This is a genomic window from Streptomyces sp. 5-10, assembly GCF_014712245.1.
Classification (GTDB): Bacteria; Actinomycetota; Actinomycetes; order Streptomycetales; family Streptomycetaceae; genus Streptomyces; species Streptomyces violaceusniger.
Genome location: NZ_JACVYG010000081.1, coordinates 1 through 18,924, shown reverse-complemented (window position 1 = coordinate 18,924; position 18,924 = coordinate 1). Strand labels below are relative to the sequence as shown.

General features: G+C 69.8%; 16 protein-coding genes. 11 read left to right on the top strand and 5 right to left on the bottom strand.

Features of this window, described 5'->3' with window-relative positions:
* Window positions 1-68: 68 nt before the first annotated feature.
* The 5 genes from IEJ02_RS44910 to IEJ02_RS44890 all read left to right on the top strand — a co-directional run bounded on the left by IEJ02_RS44910 (window position 69) and on the right by IEJ02_RS44890 (window position 7,589).
* Window positions 69-482, top strand: coding sequence for a RidA family protein (locus IEJ02_RS44910; RefSeq protein ID WP_137980907.1), 414 nt, complete (start codon window positions 69-71; stop codon window positions 480-482).
* 229 nt (window positions 483-711) lie between these two features.
* Window positions 712-2,184: a GntP family permease gene (locus tag IEJ02_RS44905; protein ID WP_137980908.1), complete on the top strand. Its 1,473-nt coding sequence runs from the start codon at window positions 712-714 to the stop codon at window positions 2,182-2,184.
* Between the two features lie 333 nt (window positions 2,185-2,517).
* The gene (locus IEJ02_RS44900; protein ID WP_191070070.1) at window positions 2,518-3,459 is read left to right on the top strand and encodes an ABC transporter ATP-binding protein; all 942 of its coding nucleotides are present in this window, start codon (window positions 2,518-2,520) and stop codon (window positions 3,457-3,459) included.
* Window positions 3,456-4,832, top strand: a complete 1,377-nt coding sequence (locus IEJ02_RS44895; protein ID WP_191070069.1) for an ABC-2 transporter permease family protein — start codon at window positions 3,456-3,458, stop codon at window positions 4,830-4,832. The genes IEJ02_RS44900 and IEJ02_RS44895 overlap by 4 nt, the downstream gene beginning before the upstream one ends.
* Window positions 4,833-4,838: 6 nt before the next feature.
* The gene (locus IEJ02_RS44890) at window positions 4,839-7,589 is read left to right on the top strand and encodes an alkaline phosphatase family protein (protein WP_191070068.1); all 2,751 of its coding nucleotides are present in this window, start codon (window positions 4,839-4,841) and stop codon (window positions 7,587-7,589) included.
* A gap of 67 nt (window positions 7,590-7,656) precedes the next feature.
* Here the strand turns inward: IEJ02_RS44890 and IEJ02_RS44885 are convergent, their stop codons facing one another.
* The gene (locus IEJ02_RS44885; RefSeq protein ID WP_191070067.1) at window positions 7,657-7,884 is read right to left on the bottom strand and encodes a DUF397 domain-containing protein; all 228 of its coding nucleotides are present in this window, start codon (window positions 7,882-7,884) and stop codon (window positions 7,657-7,659) included.
* Window positions 7,874-8,695 carry a helix-turn-helix domain-containing protein gene (locus IEJ02_RS44880; RefSeq protein WP_191070066.1) on the bottom strand — a complete coding sequence of 274 codons (822 nt, stop codon included), beginning with the start codon at window positions 8,693-8,695 and terminating at the stop codon, window positions 7,874-7,876. Before IEJ02_RS44880 ends, IEJ02_RS44885 begins: the two co-directional genes overlap by 11 nt.
* 292 nt (window positions 8,696-8,987) lie before the next feature.
* Between IEJ02_RS44880 and IEJ02_RS44875 the strand changes: the two genes are divergently transcribed.
* Window positions 8,988-9,332, top strand: coding sequence for a hypothetical protein (locus tag IEJ02_RS44875; RefSeq protein WP_191070065.1), 345 nt, complete (start codon window positions 8,988-8,990; stop codon window positions 9,330-9,332).
* 44 nt (window positions 9,333-9,376) lie between these two features.
* Window positions 9,377-9,580 (top strand): hypothetical protein, encoded by a 204-nt coding sequence (locus tag IEJ02_RS44870; protein WP_275562546.1) that lies wholly within the window; start codon window positions 9,377-9,379, stop codon window positions 9,578-9,580.
* A gap of 84 nt (window positions 9,581-9,664) precedes the next feature.
* Here IEJ02_RS44870 and IEJ02_RS44865 read toward each other — a convergent pair whose 3' ends face one another.
* Window positions 9,665-11,017, bottom strand: a complete 1,353-nt coding sequence (locus tag IEJ02_RS44865) for a M14 family metallopeptidase (RefSeq protein WP_191070063.1) — start codon at window positions 11,015-11,017, stop codon at window positions 9,665-9,667.
* A 126-nt stretch (window positions 11,018-11,143) separates the two neighbouring features.
* Between IEJ02_RS44865 and IEJ02_RS44860 the strand changes: the two genes are divergently transcribed.
* Window positions 11,144-12,022 carry a S1 family peptidase gene (locus tag IEJ02_RS44860; protein WP_191070062.1) on the top strand — a complete coding sequence of 293 codons (879 nt, stop codon included), beginning with the start codon at window positions 11,144-11,146 and terminating at the stop codon, window positions 12,020-12,022.
* Window positions 12,023-12,105: 83 nt separating this feature from the next.
* Here the strand turns inward: IEJ02_RS44860 and IEJ02_RS44855 are convergent, their stop codons facing one another.
* Together IEJ02_RS44855 and IEJ02_RS44850 are read right to left on the bottom strand one after the other, a co-directional pair.
* Window positions 12,106-13,116, bottom strand: coding sequence for a chitinase (locus IEJ02_RS44855; RefSeq protein ID WP_191070061.1), 1,011 nt, complete (start codon window positions 13,114-13,116; stop codon window positions 12,106-12,108).
* Window positions 13,117-13,355: 239 nt separating this feature from the next.
* A complete protein-coding gene (locus tag IEJ02_RS44850; RefSeq protein WP_223865470.1) occupies window positions 13,356-15,095 on the bottom strand; it encodes a chitinase in 1,740 nt (579 codons plus the stop codon).
* A gap of 281 nt (window positions 15,096-15,376) precedes the next feature.
* On the opposite strand from IEJ02_RS44850, the gene IEJ02_RS44845 reads away from it, so the two are divergent.
* Genes IEJ02_RS44845 through IEJ02_RS44835 form a run of 3 tightly spaced genes read left to right on the top strand, consistent with a single transcriptional unit; the run spans window position 15,377 to window position 18,775 of the window.
* A complete protein-coding gene (locus IEJ02_RS44845) occupies window positions 15,377-16,282 on the top strand; it encodes a hypothetical protein (protein ID WP_191070060.1) in 906 nt (301 codons plus the stop codon).
* 26 nt (window positions 16,283-16,308) lie between these two features.
* Complete coding sequence (gene cpaB / locus IEJ02_RS44840; RefSeq protein WP_191070059.1) at window positions 16,309-17,013, top strand: Flp pilus assembly protein CpaB; 705 nt, start codon at window positions 16,309-16,311, stop codon at window positions 17,011-17,013.
* 16 nt (window positions 17,014-17,029) lie between these two features.
* Window positions 17,030-18,775 (top strand): CpaE/TadZ family protein, encoded by a 1,746-nt coding sequence (locus tag IEJ02_RS44835; protein ID WP_191070058.1) that lies wholly within the window; start codon window positions 17,030-17,032, stop codon window positions 18,773-18,775.
* Window positions 18,776-18,924: the final 149 nt, after the last annotated feature.

Here is an 18,924-nt window from a genome sequence, read left to right as displayed (position 1 = left end):
ACCGCCCCCTCACACGAGCACGACCCATCGCACGAAACCCCCGAGAAGAGAGCCGAGGAGACCTCCTCATGACCGAGAAGCTCCAGAAGACCGCGATCACCCCGGCCACGCACACCACCCCGCCCGCCAAGTTCTCCCACGGTGTGAAGAAGGGGAACATCCTCCAGGTCGCCGGTCAGGTCGGCTTCGGCCCCGCCGTCCCTGGCCAGGCCCCCGCCCCCGTCGGGCCGACCCTGCGCGAGCAGACCCTGCAGACCCTGCGCAATGTGCAGGCCGTGCTGGAGGAGGGCGGCGCGAGCTGGGAGGACGTGGTGATGGTGCGGATCTACCTCACCGACACCGGCCACTTCGCCGAACTCAACGAGATCTACAACGAGTTCTTCGCCGACCTCAAGGAGGCCCCGGCCGCCCGTACGACGGTCTACGTCGGACTCCCGGCCGGTCTGCTCGTCGAGATCGACGCCCTCGCCGTCCTCGGCTGACGTCCGAACCGGCTGACGTCCGAACCGGCCAACGCGCGAAACCGCCGGTCGGCCCCCGAACCCCCGTGGCGGGCGGGAGCTTTCCCCGCCCGCCACGGGTTCCACCCTGACTCGTCCTCACCGTCCCCGTCGTCGGAAGCTCGAGCCCTGATCATCCCCACCCAGGATTTCCCAGCACGCGGCCCCCCGCCGTGCGGCGATACCCCCTACCCACATCCCGGAGTTCCCCATGCTGCTCGCGGCCGCTCCCGCTGCCGAGACCCCACCCCACACCGGTGGTCTGCTCGCCCTCATCCACGGCACCGCCGGTCTGCTGACCGTCGCCGCCCTCGGCATCGCGCTTCTGCTCTACCTGATCATCAAGGTCCGGCTGCAGCCCTTCGTGGCGCTGCTCGGCGTCTCCATCGCGGTCGGGCTGGCCGCGGGTCTCTCGGTCACCGAACTCTTCGGCACGGTCCAGAAGTCCGACGCCGTCTCGCTCATCGAATCCGGTATGGGCGGCATCCTCGGCCACATAGCCATCATCATCGGCCTGGGCACCATGCTCGGCGCGATCCTCGAGGTCTCCGGCGGCGCGGAGGCGCTCAGCGCCCGGCTGCTCGGTCTCTTCGGGGAGAAGCGGGCGCCGCTCGCGATGGGGCTCACCGGTCTGATCTTCGGCATACCCGTCTTCTTCGACGTCGGCATCTTCGTCCTCGCGCCGATCGTCTACGCGGCCGCCAAGCGCAGCGGCAAGTCGATCCTGCTCTACGCGATGCCGCTGCTCGCGGGCCTTTCCATGACCCACGCCTTCCTGCCGCCGCACCCCGGCCCGGTGGCCGCGGCCGGACTGCTCCACGTCGACCTGGGCTGGGTCATCCTGATGGGCGTCGTCGTGGGCGTCCCGTCGGTGCTGGCCGCGTGGGGCTACGCCGCCTGGATCGGCAAGCGCATCTTCGTGCCCGTACCGCAGGACATGGTCGAGGCGGCCGAGGAGTCCCGGGAGGCGGTCGCGGCCCAGCAGCGCGCCTCCGGCGCCACCCCGGCCGAGCAGCCGGTCTCGGTGGCCACGGTGCTCGCGATCATCGGCACCCCGCTCGTGCTGATCCTCTGCGCCACGTTCTCCTCCGTCGCGTTGGACCCGAGCACCGGCCGCTCGGTCATCGAGTTCTTCGGCCACCCCTTCGTGGCGCTGACGATCGCCCTGCTCCTCGCGTACTACCTGCTGGGCATCCGGCGCGGCTGGTCCCGCAAGTCCCTGGAGACCGTCTCCACCGCCTCCCTCAAGCCCGTGGGCAACATCCTCCTGGTGGTCGGCGCGGGTGGCGTCTTCGGGGCGGTCCTCAAGGGCAGCGGTGTCGCCCAGGCCCTGGCCGACGCCTTCGACAGCGCGGGCCTGCCGGTCATCGTGCTGGCCTGGCTGATCTCGGTGGTGCTCCGGGTGGCCCAGGGCTCGGCGACGGTCGCGATCGTCACGACGGCGGGCATCGTCACCCCGATGCTCTCCGACGGCGACTACTCGCAGGCCCATCTGGCGCTGGTCATCATGGCCATCTCGGCGGGCTCGATCTTCGCCTCGCACGTCAACGACGGCGGCTTCTGGATGGTGGCGAAGTACTTCGGCATCTCCGAGAGCGACACGCTGAAGTCCTGGACGGTCCTGGAGACCGTGCTGTCCGTGGCCGGATTCGTGGTGGCGGCCCTGCTGAGCATCGTCATCTAGCGGACGGCACCCGCACGACGACGGCGCCCGCACGACGACGGCCCCCGAATCCCGGTGGAAACCACCGGGATTCGGGGGCCGTCGCTTCTGGCTCCATTCCGCTCCGCGCCCCGTTGGCATTCACCGCGAGATTCACCCTTGCAACTCATTCATGGGAGCATCCACGTTTGATCAAATAATGGCAAAGAATGCTGATCGAAAGGGAGAGTTCCCGCTCGGCGACGACGTCGCGAATGCCAAGTCGTTTCATGTTCTACGTAGATTCAACTCTCCCTCCCCATGAGCAGCATGATCAATCCATAGGGTCCTTGAGGCATGTGAAGGAAGGGACCCATGGAAGAACTCCGCGCAATCCGGGCTCGCGGTATCACGAAGAGCTTCGGTGATGTCGTCGCCCTGGACGGCATCGACCTCGATGTAACGCCGGGTCATATCCACGGCCTGGTCGGACCGAACGGCGCCGGAAAGACCACGTTGCTCGGCCTGCTGCTGGGGCTCGCGGTGGCCGACAGCGGTCGCCTGGAGGTCCTGGGTACACCGGTCGAGCGGGCACTCGACGCTCCCGACGGTGTCGCCGGCTTCGTGGACGGCCCCGCCCTCTACCCCTCACTCACCCCACGGCAGAACCTCGCCGCGCTGGCCGCGCTCCGCGGCCACGACGCGCGCACGGCGGGGATCGACGACGTACTCGCCGAGGTCGGTCTCACCGACGTCGCCGACGACCGTACCCGCGGCTTCTCCCTCGGCATGCGCCAGCGGCTCGGGCTCGCCGCCGCCCTGCTGACCAAGCCCCGGCTGCTCGTGCTCGACGAACCGTCCAACGGCCTCGACCCGGCGGGCAAGAAGCACGTACACGGTGTCCTCGGCCGGCTCGCGGCCGACGGAACCGCCGTCGTGCTCTCCAGCCACAACATGGACGACCTCGAGGCGCTGTGCTCCGAGGTGACCATCCTCGCCGCCGGACGCGTCGTCTTCTCCGGCCCGCTGTCCAAGCTGGCCACCGAGAACCGTGAACTCGACTACCGGCTGCTCACCTCCGACCCGCGCGCCGCGCGCCGGCTGGCGGACGGCGCGCCGGGGATCCAGGTCGTCGACGACGCCGGGGTACGGCAGGACGCCGAACTGCTCGTCGTACGCGCCCTGGTGCCCGCCCTCGACCACCTCGTGGCGCGGCTCGTGGAGGGAGGCGTCGCGCTGCGCGAGCTCACTCCCGTGGTGTCGCCGCTCGAAGCCGCGTTCCTCGCCCTCACCGAACAGCAGGAGGCGGCCAGATGACCGCGACCCCCACCCGGAGCCGGGAACGGGAACCCGGGCAGGCGACCGGCGGCCGTCGCGTCCCCGTCACCCGCGCCTGTCGCTTCGAGCTCGTCAAGCTCGTCTCCCAGTGGCGGATCCGCCTGCTGCTCCTCGCCTGCTGGATCGCTCCCGCTCTCTTCGTCGCCGGGGTGGGCCAGCAGAGCACGCTTCCCGTCGACACCCTCTTCGGGCGCTGGATGCTCGCCTCCGGGTGGGCCGCCCCGCTGGTGATGCTCGGTTTCGCGGGGACCTGGGCGCTCCCGCTGCTGACCTCGGTCGTGGCCGGTGATGTGTTCGCCTCCGAGGACCGGCTCGGCACCTGGCGCCATCTGCTCGTGGCGGTCCGCTCGCCCCGGCGGATCTTCGTGGCGAAGGCGGTGGCCAGCCTCACCGTCCTGCTGCTGCTCGTGGCCGGGCTCGCGGTCTCCAGCACCGTCGGTGGCCTCCTCGTGGTCGGCGACCAGCCGCTGGTCGGTCTCGACGGCCATCTCCTGGCACCGTCGGACGCCGCCGTCCAGGTCCTGCTCTCCTGGGTCTGCGTCCTCGCTCCGACCCTGGCGCTCGCCGCACTCGGCTTCCTGGGGTCGGTCACGCTGGGACGGTCCCCGATGGGGCTGCTGGTGCCCGTGCTCGTCTCGCTCGCGATGGCGGTCGCCCAGATGCTGCCGCTTCCGGTGGCCGTGCGCGTCGCCCTGCCGAGCTACGCCCTCATCTCCTGGAACGGTCTGTTCACCAGCCCCCAGCAGCTGGGCCCGCTGCTGATCGGCATCGTTGTCAGCCTCGTGTGGGCGGTGGTCGCGACGGCGCTGGCGTATGTGCTCTTCGTACGGCGCGACTTCACCGCCCTGGCCCACGACGGTTCGGGCCGCCGCGCGATCACCGTCGGCGTCCTGCCGCTCGTCGGGGTGGCCGCCGCGTCGTTCGCGGTCGTCGCCGCGACGACCTCGGCGACGGGCTCCGGGATCGAGCAGGACAAAGTGCAGCGCTCGCTCGCCACGGCGTTCGCGCACCTGTACCGCATGCAGACCGACCAGCTCCACCGGCCCGCCGTCACCGAGGCCCAGTTGAAGGCCACGGCGTCGTGCAACAAGGGAAGCACCAGGGTCGCGGCGGAAGGCCCGGGCAACGACTGGCGCTGCGTCGTGACCTGGCATCTCCCCGGCGTCGAGGCCCCGGGACAGGCCATCTACCAACTCGACGTCACTCCGGACGGGCGGTTCATGGCCGATGGCGATGGACCGAAGGAAGTGAACGGCTACTTCCTGGTGCGGACGCCCGATGGGGACGCACCGAACCCGCTGTGGCAGTTCGACGGCAACGTCGAACTGCTCGACACCACCCCGAAGGGATAACACCCCATGCAGGTAACTCGCCGCCGCAAGCTCGTCGAGGAAGCCCGGATCAACCTCATCAGCAGACGCATCGGCCGCCGGATACCGCTGCTGACGGCGGGCACCACCGCCGTCGCCCTCGTGGCCGCCGGTACGGCGCTCGGGCAGACCCACCAGTTCGGCACGGAGCAGGTCGGTCAGGTCACCAAGAACGGCCAGGTCGTCTCCAGCAACCAGTACATCGCCCCGTACGGCGACCGCCTCGTCATCAACCAGGGCAAGATCATGTCGTCCTCGGTCAGCCCGGACGGCACACATATGGCCGCCTCGGTCACCGACGGCGGCGCGGCCCTGGCCATCGTGGACCTGAAGAACTGGAAGACGCAGCAACTCGTCGGCAACGCCGCGTCGTCGAACCCCCGCATCAGCAGCAACAACGTGGGCCAGGAGGGCCCGACGTACTCGCCCGACGGCAAGCAGCTGTGGCTGGGCCAGCCGGACGGCTACACCGTGTTCACCGTGGACGCGGACGGCGGCGTCTCCAGCCCGCGGACCGTCACCATCCCGGCGGACGGCTCCAAGCGTGCCCTGGTGGGCGAGGCCGTGTTCTCGGCCGACGGCAAGACCGTGTACTCCGCGGTCAACGGCCAGAACCGGGTCGTCGCCATCGACGCCGCGACCGGGACCATCGAGCAGAGCTGGAACGTGGGCAACGCCCCGCGCGACATGGCCGTCGTCGGGAAGAAGCTCTACGTGAGCAACGAGGGCGGTCGCCCGGCCAAGCCCGGCGAGCCCACCATCAACTCGTACGGCACCCAGGTGCTCGCCGACCAGAAGACCGCCGCCACCACCAGCGGCACGGTCAGCGTCATCGACCTGGCGCACCAGGACGCCGCGGTCTCCAGCATCGAGGTCGGTCTGCACCCGACCGCCGTGTACGCCAAGAACGGCGTGGTGTTCGTCACCAACACCGCCGACAACAACGTGTCGGTCATCGACACGGCGAAGGACAAGGTCGTCCAGACCATCTCCACCCAGCCGTGGGCCAAGGCCCGGGTGGGCTACGAGCCCGACGCGGTGACCCTCACCGACGACGGTCACCTGCTGGTGACCCTCGGCCGTGCCAACGCCGTCGCCGTCTACAAGTACACCTCCGCGCAGGAGCCGGTCTCTTACGTCGGGCTGCTCCCCACCGACTACTTCCCCTCGGAGATCACCACCTCCGGCAAGGAGGTGTACGTCTCCAACACCCGTGGCGTCGACGCCCGCCGCAAGGCCACCGGCGGTCACGGCACCCACGACACCACGTCGAGCGTGCAGCGGTTCACACTGCCCGACGACAGCGTGATCAGGTCCTACACCGGCAAGGTCTTCAAGCAGAACGGCTGGAACGGCGAGTCGCTCAAGAAGTCCGAGGGCGCCCCGGCCAAGCCGGTGCCGGTCCCGGTCAAGCTCGGCGACCCCTCGACGATCAAGCACGTCTTCCTGCTCGTCAAGGAGAACCGGACCTACGACCAGGTCTTCGGTGACATCCCGAAGGGCAACGGCGACCCGTCGCTGGCCCAGTACGGCGAGAACGTCACGCCGAACCAGCACGCCCTGGCCAACCAGTTCGGCCTGTACGACAACACGTACGACATCGGCACCAACTCCGCCGAGGGCCACAACTGGCTGATGCAGGCCGACAACCCGGAGTACACCGAGTCCTCCGCCGGTGAGTACACCCGCAGCTACGACACCGAGGACGACGCCCTCGGCCACCAGAAGACCGGCTTCATCTGGACCGGTGCGCAGGCGGCCCACAAGTCCGTGCGGAACTTCGGTGAGTTCCAGCAGTTCCTGACCAAGCCGTCGGGCGCCAGCTGGCAGAACCTGTACTGCGACACCAAGAACATGGCGGCGACCGGTCAGGACACCGCCTACCCGCTGAACTCGAGCTCGCCGATCCCGTCGCTCAACGACGTGTCGGTGCACGGCTTCCCGAAGTTCGACACCAGCGTCCCGGACGTCTACCGCGCCGAGATCTGGAAGCGGGACTTCGAGAAGAACGGTCCGGCGAACCTGAACATGTTCTGGCTCTCCAGCGACCACACCGGCGGCCCGGTGAGCGGTGCCGCCCAGGTCGCGGACAACGACCTCGCCGTGGGCCAGATCGTCGACAAGATCTCGCACAGCAAGTACTGGAAGGACTCGGCGATCTTCGTCGTCGAGGACGACTCCCAGGCCGGCCTCGACCACGTCGACGGCCACCGTGCCCCGGTCCAGGTCATCAGCCCCTGGGCCAAGCACGGCGCGGTGGACAGCCACTACTACTCGCAGATCAACATGATGCGGACCATCGAGCAGATCCTCGGGATCCAGCCGATGAACCAGAAGGACACCGCGGCCACCCCGATGACCTCGGCGTTCACCCAGAAGCCGGACTTCACGCCGTTCAAGGCGCTGCCCAACCGGGTCTCGCTGACCGACGGTGTGAATACCCCGCCGTCCTGCGGTCTGGACACCCCCGCGGCGCAGAGCCCGAAGGCGGCGGCCGTGCCGTCGGCCTCGGTGCCGGCGGATATGAAGAACGTCGCCGCCGAGTGGGACCAGTGGAAGTCGAAGCAGCGGCTGACCGGCCCCAACGCCGTTCCGGACTACGCTCCCCCCGCCCAGATGAACCACCTCACGTGGTACGAGAGGTACAACTGGGCGAAGCCGTACCCGGGTGAGAAGAAGATCTACGCTCCTCAGGACGTGCCGGGCGCCGCCATCCCGTCGGCGGAGAACGACGGCTGACACCAGGTCATGTGGCAGGCGGCCCCTGACCGGCGTCATCGCCGGTCGGGGGCCGTGATTTTAGGGATCAGGTGGTGGGGAACTCCCCGCGCTTGACGGCGGAGACGAACGCCGACCACGCGGACGGCTCGAACATTAGGACTGGTCCGTCGGGGTTCTTGCTGTCGCGGACGGGGACGTCGGCGTGCCCCCGGGCGACCTCAAGGCATTCGCCCTGATCGCCGCCGCTGTAGCTGGACTTGAACCACCCCTTGATCGCGGAGCCATGGGGGGTGGCGTGCTCACTACTGACCATCCGCGTGTTCCTCCGCTACCGCCCTGACGAGGGCCAGTGACTCCTGCTGCGACAACGCTTCGCTCAGGGCCAGAGCGTAGGCCGTTTGGCTGGCGTTCACCAGCGACGGATCATCCATCAAGTTGCCGGTGAGGAAACCTTCGACGTACGCCACCGGGGCGGAATCGCCGAAACTCATGAGCGTGAGCAGACTCTGCTGGAGCGCGTGAGCCCCAGCGGTGAAGGGCAGCACGTGCAGCCGCAGACGCCCTGCCCCGGCCATATCCGCGATCTTGTACAGCTGTTCGGCCATGACTTGGGGGTCACCGACGCGACGTCGCAGCACGGCTTCGTCGAGGAGCGTCCACACGACAGGATGCGACGGCCTGTCCAGAATCCGGGCCCGTTCCGTTCGGATGACGACGTCCCGGTCAAGCTCCTCGGGCGTGTGGTTGGGGCGGTACGCACTGAACAGTGCCCGTGCGTAGGCGGGCGTCTGAAGCAGGCCGGGGACAAGTGTGAGCGCGAACTGCTGAATCAGGGTGGCCTGCGGTTCCAGCTCGGCGACGGTCGCGAAGTGGTCGGTCCACTTCGACTCCAGATCCTCCAGCCACCGCGCGAAGAACCCGTCCGTCCCCAGCGCCTGATCGATCCGTACCGCGTCGTCCGGCCTCGGCAACCGCCTGCCCGCCTCGAAATGGCTGATCAGCGTGGGCGAGCACACCACGCGTTCGCTCAGCGCCTCTTGGGTCATGTCGGCCGCTGTGCGGCGGAGCCGCAGCTCCTCCCCGTACTTCTCCCTGGGGGTGCGGGGCCTTCGATCCAACGTCATGGGCTGACCTCCCGAGTTGAAGGGTGCGTTGTCAGGCTCGCCCTCCTGGCAGCGTAGCCAGAACACCCTCCACTCTGTGAGGAAAGCGCCACACAGCGTGAAGAAACGCAGGACCCTCGCGACCGGGGTGCACCGGCCCGAGGGCGTGGCCCACCAGCTGACAGGAGCTGATGAACATGAAGGACCCTATGGGGCGGTTCCTCGCATGCGTGAGTGCACTTCTCGCCGTACTGCCGCCCGGCCGTCATCGGGCCGGGGTTCGGGCGGTGATCCACGCGGTGGAGGTGCCCGGATGGGCGCGATGACCGGTCTGCGGCTGCTGCCGTGGACGGACCCCGACGGCAAGCCGTGTTATCTGTCGTCGGACGACGGGAACAGCCCGCTGAGCCGACGTGCGGACGCGATCGAGGCCGTACAGGTGTCGATGGCGGCCGAACTCCTCCGGCACGCCCGAGCGCTGCTGGACGCCCCCAAGGCCGACACGCGAGAACTGCGCTACCTCGCGGGCCGGCTGTGTGAGGCGCTGCGCGACGTGCTGCGGGTCGCCGAGAGCCGGGGCGCCCGCCTGCCCTCGTACGGCGAAGGCGACAGCCCGGACGCGGGTACGGCGCCTGGCAGCGCTGCGGGGTCGGCGTGACCGATTGGCGGATTACTCCGGTTCCGGGCCGGGGCTTGCGCCGGGTGGACGGTGGGGAACTCGCGCTGCCGCTCCAGATCATCCAACGCGGGCAGCATCGCGCCATCGCTGAGCTGGAGCTGACTCACGCGGAGGCGGAGCGGCTGCACGCGGCCCTGTGCCACGCGCTCGGTGAGCAGCCTCCGCCTCCCGATGTGCCCGAGTGCCGTCGGCCTGTCCGCTACCCGGGCGGCCGACAGCGGTACTGAAGACGACCGTGCTCGGGGCCCGCGCGAGGGGCCGTCCCGGCGTTCCCCGCCGGGACGGCCCCTCGCGCGGGTTACGGTGTTGGCTTAGGCGCAGTACTGCGATTCCTTGCCGATCGAGCGGTACATGCAGTCCGCGTTCTCCACGAGTTGGAGCACCGCGTCGCGGTTGCGGCTGGTCTCGCGGTCGATGACCTCGTCGGGCGGGTAGAAGCCGCCGGCGCCGGAGGAGGTCGGGTACATCTCGAAGGTGTAGGCGAAGATCTTCTGGGTGCCCCACAGGTAGTCGTCGATCGCGCCGTCGGTGATGTACAGCTCGCTCGACTGCTCGGGGGTGTAGCCGTTGCTCGCGGCCATCTTCTTGCCGACCGTGGCGAAGGCGTCGTAGTCGTCCCGCGTCATGCCGGTCGTGGTTTCGTCGTACGTCCAGCCGAAGGGCCACAGCACCAGTTCGCTGTAGGTGTGGAAGTCGATGGCGGCCTTGATCTGCTGCTTGCCGCCCACGACCCGGCTGCGGGCGAAGTCGGCGACGACCTTCACCTCGGGGGCGGAGGCGGCGCGGGGGCCGCGGTAGGTCTCGGAGCTCGGCGAGGTGGAGGAGCCGCCGCAGCAGCCCCACTTGAAGTCCCAGTTGCGGTTGAGGTCGGTGCCGATGGCCGAGGAGCCGGAGTTGGGCTGGCGGTTCTTGCGCCAGCTGCGGTAGGAGCCGGTGGCGATGTCGTACTCGCCGCCGTCTGGGTTCACGTCCGGGACGATCCAGATCTCCCGGCCGTTGACGGCATTGGTGATCCGGGAGTCGCTGCCGTAGCCCTCGGTGAACTGTCGCACCAGATAGAGCGCCATCTCCACCGTAAGGTGCTCACGGGCGTGCTGATGGGCGGTGAAGAGGACCTCGGGCTCGTTCTCGTCCGTGGCCACGTTGTCGCTGATCTTGAGAGCGACGATGTCGCGGCCCTCGTACGACTTTCCGATGACGCGCTTGCTGAGGATCGACGGATACTTGGCCACCGCCGCGTTGATCTCGGCGTTCGCCTCGGCGTAGTTGTGGTACTTCGCATCGGATGACGGGAAGTCAAACGGCTTGGCCGACCTGCCCTCATTGCGGTCGGGCGGGCCCTGGAGCGCGGTGAGCCGGTAGCCGAGCGCGCGCAGCCGCTTGGCCTGCGCCGGGTCGGCGGTGACGACCAGGGAGCGGGCGTCCACCTCGTCGATGGACACCCCGGTGGCGGCGACCGCGGAGCGGTCGGCCCGGGTGGCGGGGCCGGAGACCTCGTACTGCCGCACGCTCTCGTCGGCGCCCTGGGCAGTGGGTGATGCGGTGCGCTCGGTGCCGTGCCGTGGGGCGGGATCGTCGGCCTGAGCTGCCATGGGGGCGGCGAGTGCGAGGGTGAGCACGGCGGTGAGGGCGGCGGCCCGTCTACCGCTGATGCGACGTCGCATGACATCTCCTGGGGGGTTGAGGGCGAGCGACTGCTGCGCCAGTGTTCGGCCATGCGCATGACATGCGCAAGGGTGGGAAATGGTCGAAGCCGAAGGAATCTCTCATCGAGGGAAGGAACCCCCCGCATGAAAAGATCTCTCGTCGGTGCGCTCTCGGCCCTGTTACTGGGCGGCGCGACCCTCGTCGGCGCGGGCGCGGCGCCCGCGACGGCCGCGTCCCCCGCCAAGGCGCCCGCCGCGTCCCCCGCCAAGGCCTCCACCAAGGCCCCGAAGGCGGTCGACTTCGCGGGCACGGTGGCGCTCAGCAACTGCTCCGGCTCCGTCGTCCGCACGCCGGGCTCGGCCGACAGCGACCCCGCGCTCGTCCTCTCCAACGGCCACTGCCTGGAGAGCGGCTTCCCCGGTGCGGGAGAGGTGATCGTCAACCAGCCGTCCAGCCGGAGCTTCACCCTGCTGACCGCCTCGGGCGGCCGGGCCGGCACCGTCCGGGCGAGCAAGGTCGCGTACGCGACGATGACCGACACCGACATCTCGCTGTACCAGCTGACGTCCACGTACGCCCAGATCCAGTCGTCGTACGGCATCAAGGCGCTGACGCTGTCGGACAGCCACCCGACCCAGGGCTCCGCGATCAATGTGGTCTCCGGCTACTGGAAGACGATCTACTCCTGCAATATCGACGGATTTGCATATCGCCTTAAGGAGGGCGACTGGACCTGGAAGGACTCGGTCCGGTACACCTCCGCGTGTAACACGATCGGCGGAACGTCGGGCTCTCCCGTCGTCGACCCGGCGTCCGGCAAGGTCGTGGCCGTCAACAACACGGGCAACGAGGACGGCGGCCGCTGCACCCTCAACAACCCGTGCGAAGTGGACCAGAACGGCACGGTGACGGTGCGCAAGGGCATCAACTACGCCCAGGAGACCTACCCCATCACCAAGTGCGTGACCACCGGCAACAAGATCGACCTGAACCTCGCGGGGTGTGTGCTGCCCAGGCCCTAGCGAACACCAGTACGCCGGTGTGCCCCGCCTGCCGTGGGCGGGGCACACCGGCGCAGATCGAACCTTCGTTCCCGCTCTGTGGCCTACAGCCCGTGGACGTGCGGGCCGACCGCCTTCGACCAGCCGTTCCCGTTGGCCGCGTCCCAGTTGGTGGACCAGGTCATCGCGCCGCGGATGCCGGGGTACGTCTTCGACGGCTTGAAGGAGCCGCAGCCGGAGCCCTTGGCGAGGCAGTCCAGGGCGTCGTTGACCACGCCCGGCTCGACATAGCCGGAGCCGGCGCCGCTGGTGGAGGCGGGCACGCCGATGCCCACCTGGGACGGGTCGAGGCCGTTCTCGAGCTGGATGCAGGCGAGCGCGGTGAGGAAGTCGACCGAGCCCTGGGAGTAGACCTTGCCGTCACAGCCCTGCATCGAGCCGCTGTTGTAGTACTGCATGTTGACCACCGTCAGGAAGTCCTTGATCCCCAGGGCGGTCTTGAAGTACTCGGTGGACGCCGACTGCATGTCGATCGTCTGCGGCGCCATGGTGACCACGACATCGCTCTTCTTGTCGTGGATGGCCTTGAGGGCCTTGGTCATGTAGGTGGAGTTGACGCCGTTCTCCAGGTCGATGTCGACGCCGTTGAAGCCGTACTTGTCCATCAGGCCGGTGATGGAGGAGGCGAAGGCGTCCGCCGAGGCGTCGTCGCTGACCGAGATGGTGCCCTTCTCGCCGCCGACGGAGATGATCACGGACTTCCCGGCCGCCTGCTTGGCCTTGATGTCGTCCTTGAACTGCTGCTCGTCGCTGTAGCCGGTGGCGGGGTCGAGCTTGAAGTCGACCGCTCCGGGGGAGCCGGTGGCGTCCGCGAAGGCCACCGCGATGATGTCGTAGTCGTCCGGGACGTCCGAGAGCTTCTGCTTCGTCGCGCCGTTGTCGAAATTCTGCCAGTAGCCGGTGACGGCGTGCTCGGGGACGGCGGCGGCGCGCTGCCCCGCGTCCGGGTGCTCCTCGGACGCGTTGGCCGAGCCGGCGGATATGAGCCCTCCTGCGGCGAGGGCGACGACTGCGGCGGCTCCGAGCAGCCGCTTGGTGAACTGTGCGCGTACCACGACAGCCTCCGTGCGTGGGGGGATGTGGGGGAGGTGGTGCCAGTGCGCGTTCAGGGGCCCCTGTGGCGTGCGTATAAGGTGGTCCAGACCAATAGCGTTGTCAAGCCCGCGCGACGTCTTCCCTGCACGTGAGGGTGAAAAATGCGGATGAGGGGGCCAAGAGCGGTTGCGCTCCCGGCCCCCTCGCCCCCTCCTCGCGGAAGAGGCTCGTCCCCTCCTCGCGAAGGGGCCGCGTCACGCTATGGCAGACCGTGGACCTTGGGGCCCACCGCGTTCGACCACGCGTTGCCCGCCGTCGCGTCCCAGTTGGTGGACCAGGTCATCGCGCCGCGCAGACCCGGGTAGGTCCTGGACGGTTTGAAGGAGCCGCAGTTCGTGCCGCGGGCCAGGCAGTCCAGGGCGTTGTTCACGACCGTCGGGGAGACATAGCCGCTGCCCGCGCCCCGCGTCGAGGCGGGCAGGCCCAGGCCGACCTGGGACGGCGACAGACCGCCCTCCAACTGGATGCAGGCGAGCGCGGTGAGGAAGTCGACCGAGCCCTGGGAGTAGACCTTGCCGTCGCAGCCGAGCATCGAGCCGCTGTTGTAGTACTGCATGTTGACCACCGTCAGGATGTCCTTGATGTTCAGCGCCGTCTGGAAGTAGGCGTTGGACGTGGACTGCATGTCGATGGTCTGCGGGGCCATGGTGATGACCAGGCCGGACCCGGCCTTCGCCGACAGGGAGCGCAACGCCTGGGTCATATAGGTGGCGTTGAGGCCGTTCTCCAGATCGATGTCGACGCCGTTGAAGCCGTACTCGCGCATCAGGGCGTAGACGGAGTTGGCGAAGTTGTTCGCGGAGGTCGAGTCGTTGACCGACACCGTGCCGTTCTGGCCGCCGATGGAGATCACGACGGACTTCCCGGCCGCCTGCTTGGCCTTGATGTCGTCCTTGAACTGCTGCTCGCTGCCATAGCCGACGGCCGGGTCCAGGGTGAAGTCGACGGCTCCGGGGGTGCCGGTGGCGTCCGCGAAGGCGACCGCGATGATGTCGTACTGGTCCTGGACCTCGCGCAGCTTCTGCACGGCGGCGCCGTTGTTGAAGTTCTGCCAGTAGCCGGTGACCGCGTGCTTGGGCACGGTGCCGCCCCCGCCCCCGCCGCTTCCGGCCGAGGTGGTGCCGGTGACGGCGGCCGACCTGGGCGACTCGCCCGCCGCGTTGGTGGCGGTGACCTGGAACTGGTACGAGGTGGACGGCGCCAGCCCGGTCACGGTCGCGGACGTCCCGCCGACCGACTGCACCTTGGAGCCGTCGCGGTAGACGTTGTAGCCGGTCGCGCCGGTGACCGGGGACCAGGACAGATCGACGGAGGACGAGGTGACGGCGCCGGTCTTGAGCCCGCTGGGCGCGCCCGGCACCGGGTCGCCGGGGTCGCCGCCGGGGCCGGACAGGCTGATGTCGTCGGCGTAGTAGGCGGGCTGGCCGTACCAGCCGTGGGTGTAGACGGTCACCGAGGTGGTGGTGGCGCCGGTGGTGAAGCTGGTGCTGAGCTGCTGCCAGCCGGTCGCGGAGGGCGTCCAGGTCGAGACGTCGGTGGCCCCGGTGCCGCTCGCACCGAGGTACACATAGCTGCCCTGGACCCAGGCGCTGAGGGTGTACGAGGAGTTGGGCTTGACGGCCACGGTCTGGGCGCAGCGGGCGTTGTCCGAGCCCGCCGGGGTGGCCTTGAGGGCGGCCGAGCCGCCGTGGACGGGGCTCGCGACCGTGGTGCCGCTCCCGGCCGAGCAGGTCCAGCCGCTGAGACCGGACTCGAAGCCGGGGTTCTGGGCGAGGTTGGCGGCGACGGCACGTGAAGCGGTGCCCGTCGTGGCGCCCGAGGCGGGGCCGCCGAGGGCGACAAGCGCCGTCGCGCCCAGCGCGGTGGCGGCGAACGCGCCGGTCAGCCGGGCGATGTTGCGTCTGAGTCGGGTGGGGCGAGGGTGTGGGGCGCGGTCCATGACTGCCTCCGTGGGGGAATCCGATGGGAAGCCGGCGTGAAGGAGGAGCTTGCGGACGGTGGCCACCGTATGAACGTAAAGTGGTCCAGACCAATGCCCTTGTCAAGGGGATGCGCGCACTGAAGGATCGGGCCTGGAGTGCGTAACCCAGAGGAACTGTTCTCTCGCGCCGTTTTCGTGGATAAAGTGACGACGCACCAGGACAGGGGCAGTAAGAGACAGGGGCAGTAACGACCTGCGGCCGCCGCCGCTCGGCGCCGATGTGAGACGGGGTAGCCGACGTGCCCACCGCGATAGCAGTCACCGGCCGCGAGCTGGTGCTTCCGCCGCCCGACGGGCAGACCCCGTCGGCCGTCGTGCTCCGCCCGCCGGACGCACAGTCACTCGACGACGCCCTCGCCGAGGTCGGGACCCTCCTCGACCAGCAGGGCTATCTCGTCGTGCTCTACCCCGCCGCGACCCCCGCGGCCGTGGTCCGCCGGCTCCACACCGTGCGCTCCGTCCTGGAGAGCGACCGGATGGCGCTGCTGCCGCTGGAACTGCCCCCGCTGGCCGTCGCCGTATTAGCCCGTCAGCTGCGCCAGCTGTCCATATCCGACTTCAGCCCCGGCGTCCTGGCGTGCGCCGCCCGGCTGCTCTCCCACTACATCCACGCGGGCGCGCTGCTGGGCAGCGTCGCCAAGCTGGACCGGGTCCCGGTCAGCCTCACCTCGCACGTCAAGTCCTGGGTGCCCGGCGCCCACTTCGGGGTGCTCGCCCACCCCACCCCGCACCTGGTCAAGGTCGGCGGCGCGACCGAGCTGCCCGCCCCGGGGTACGCCACCTCCATGACCATCGCCCGGGGCCAGCTCAGCAGCCACGGCTACGGGGGCGGCGCGGCGGGCCGCGACGACTGGGTCACCGGCGCCCTCGCGCCCGCCTGGGGCGTACGCGGAGTGGAGGAGGTGCCGCTGCCCGCCGAGTCGGCGCGCTGGTGGGGCACCCCGAAGCTGATCGAGTTCGCCGCGGCCATCCCCGACCTCTCGGTCCTCTACCAGCTCGTGGCCTCCGTACGGAGAGAGGAATGCCACTGGTGCGGTTTCGAACTCATCGGCGACCGCTGCGCGTTCTGCTCCTGCCCGGTGGCCCGCGGCGATGAGATCCCCGCACTGCTCAACGCCCAACGTCCCGCCCTGACCAGCCGGTAACGTCCCCGAACGAGGTTGTGCGACCCATGAATTCACGCCAGCGCCGCGGAGTCATCCTGCTGCTCCTGTCGGTCCTGTGCGCCGTCGGCGCCTTCGCCGGAGTCCTCTCCGTCGTCAACGACGTGGAGTCGAAGGTCGGCCCCGAGACCACGGCCTACAAACTCACCTCGGACGTCAAGCCGTACAAGGCGCTGGACGCGGGGGAGTTCGAGAAGGTCTCGATGCCCAAGCGCTATGTGCCCTCCACCGCCGTCACCGATCTCGACGAGCTACGCGGGAAGATCGCGGTGACCCAGCTGACCAAGGGGTCGCTGCTCCAGCGCGACATGATCGTGAACCGGCCCGCCCTGAAGCCCGGACAGCAGGAGATCGCGATCATGGTCGACGCGGCGACCGGCGTAGCGGGCAAGATCACCCCGGGGGCGCGGGTCAACATCTACGCCACCTTCGAGGGCAGCACCCAGGGCGAGAAGCCGGTCTCCAAGCTGATCGTCGCGGGCGCCGAGGTACTCGACCTCGGCAAGATCACCGCCCTGGAGCCCGACCGGGACGACAAGCGGCGGATCGACGAGGCCGTGCCGATCACCTTCGCCCTCGACACCAGGAACGCCCAGCGCGTGGCCTACGCCGAGTCCTTCGCCTCGCATGTGCGGCTCGCGCTGGTCGCGCCCGGCGGGGGCCCGTCCATAGACCCCGACGACCGCACCTACACCCTCGACGGCGACAAATGAGTGAGGAGGTGCCGCGGTGACGATCAGAATCCTGCCGGCCGTCGGCGACCCCGACGCCGCCCACTCCCTCGGTGGGCTGCTCGGCCAGCTGCCCGGTGTCGAACCGTCGGCGCCGGTGGGGGACTCGACCCTGCTGCTCGACACCCTCGCCTCGCTGGCCGCCGCGTCCCTGGAGGAGCTGCCGGAGGTCGTCCTCGTCCATGAGCGCATCGGCCCTGCCCCGGCGCTGGAGCTGATCCGCGAGATCGCGCTGCGCTTCCCGGCGGTGGGCGTGGTACTGGTGACCGCCGACGCGGGGCCCGCGCTGTACTCGGCGGCCATGGACGCCGGGGCCCGTGGCATCGCCGGGATACCGCTGGCGTACGACGAGCTGGCGGCCCGCGTCCAGGGCGCCGCCCAGTGGGCCACGGGCGTGCGGCGCCATCTCGGGGGCGGCGGCGACCCGTTCGCCGCCGGGCCCGGCGGCAAGCTGGTCGCGGTCGCGGGCGCCAAGGGCGGGGTCGGCACCACCGTGACCGCCGTACAGCTCGCGCTCGCCGCGCGGGCCGCGGGCCGTAAGGTCGCGCTGGTCGACATGGACCTCCAGTCCGGGGACATCGCCTCGTACCTCGATGTGCAGTTCCGGCGCTCGATCGCCGACCTGGCGCAGATCAACGACATCTCGCCGCGGGTGCTCCAGGACGCGGTGTTCACCCACCAGACCGGGCTCGGGCTGCTGCTCGCGCCGGGCGAGGGCGAGCGCGGCGAGGAGGTGACCGACCGCACCGCCCGGCAGGTGATCGGCGCGCTGCGCTCGCGCTTCGAGGTCGTGGTCGTCGACTGCGGTACGCAGATGACCTCCGCGGGCGCCGCCGCCGTGGAGCTCGCGGACATCGCGCTGCTGGTGACCACCCCGGACGTGGTCGCGGTGCGCGCCGCCAAGCGCATGGTGCGGCTGTGGGACCGGCTCCAGATCCGCAAGGCGGAGGAGACCGTGACCGTGGTCAACCGGCACACCCGCTCCGCGGAGATCCAGCCGCAGCTGGTCCAGCGGGCCACCGGCACGACGGTGGCGCGCACGGCGATCCCGGCCGGCTTCAAGGAGCTCCAGCCCGCCGTCGACTCGGGCCGGATGCAGGACCTGGACGCCAAGTCGGCTGTCAAACAGGCGCTGTGGGGGCTCGCCGGTGAGCTGGGCCTGGTGGAGGCGGCACCCCCGGGCGGCGGCCGCCGCGCCACCCACCGGGGCGGCCACGCGGCCGGGGGCGGCGGCGAGCGCGCGCTGCCGGGGCTGCGGCGGCGCCACGCCATAGAGGCGGGCGGTGACCCGGCGCAGGGCAGCGTGGGTGACGGCACCGACGCGCTGAACGAGATCGCCCCGCCGTCCACCAAGGGCTTCCTGCGCAAGCGGGGCGGCGGCGACCGAGGTCAGGTGACGGTCGAGTTTCTGGGCGTCCTGCCGCTGGCGCTGATCGTGCTCGCGGTCATCTGGCAGCTGGTGCTGGTGGGTTACACGTATTCGCTGGCGGGCAACTCCGCCGACAAGGGCGCCCGCGCGGGCGCCGCCAAGGGCGCGGGCGCCTGCCAGGACGCGGCCGCGAAGGACGTCCCCGGCTCCTGGACCGCCGACATCGACTGCGCCGGCGGCGACGGCACGGTCTACAAGGCCACGGTCAAACTCCACGTCCCGATCCTCTTCCCGGGCGCCGCCGACTTCCCCTGGACGGTCACGGGCACGGCGGGTGCGGCGGATGAGACCGACCTGGCGGGCGGAGGAGACTGACATGACCCGTCACCACCCTCCCCTCTCCGGACGCCCGGCGACGGCACCCCACCACCGTGGCCGCCCGGGGGCGGCCACGGCGCCGGGCGGCGGTTCCACGGCGCCGGGCGCCGGGCCCACGCCCCCGGGCGCCGGTTCCACGGCGCCGG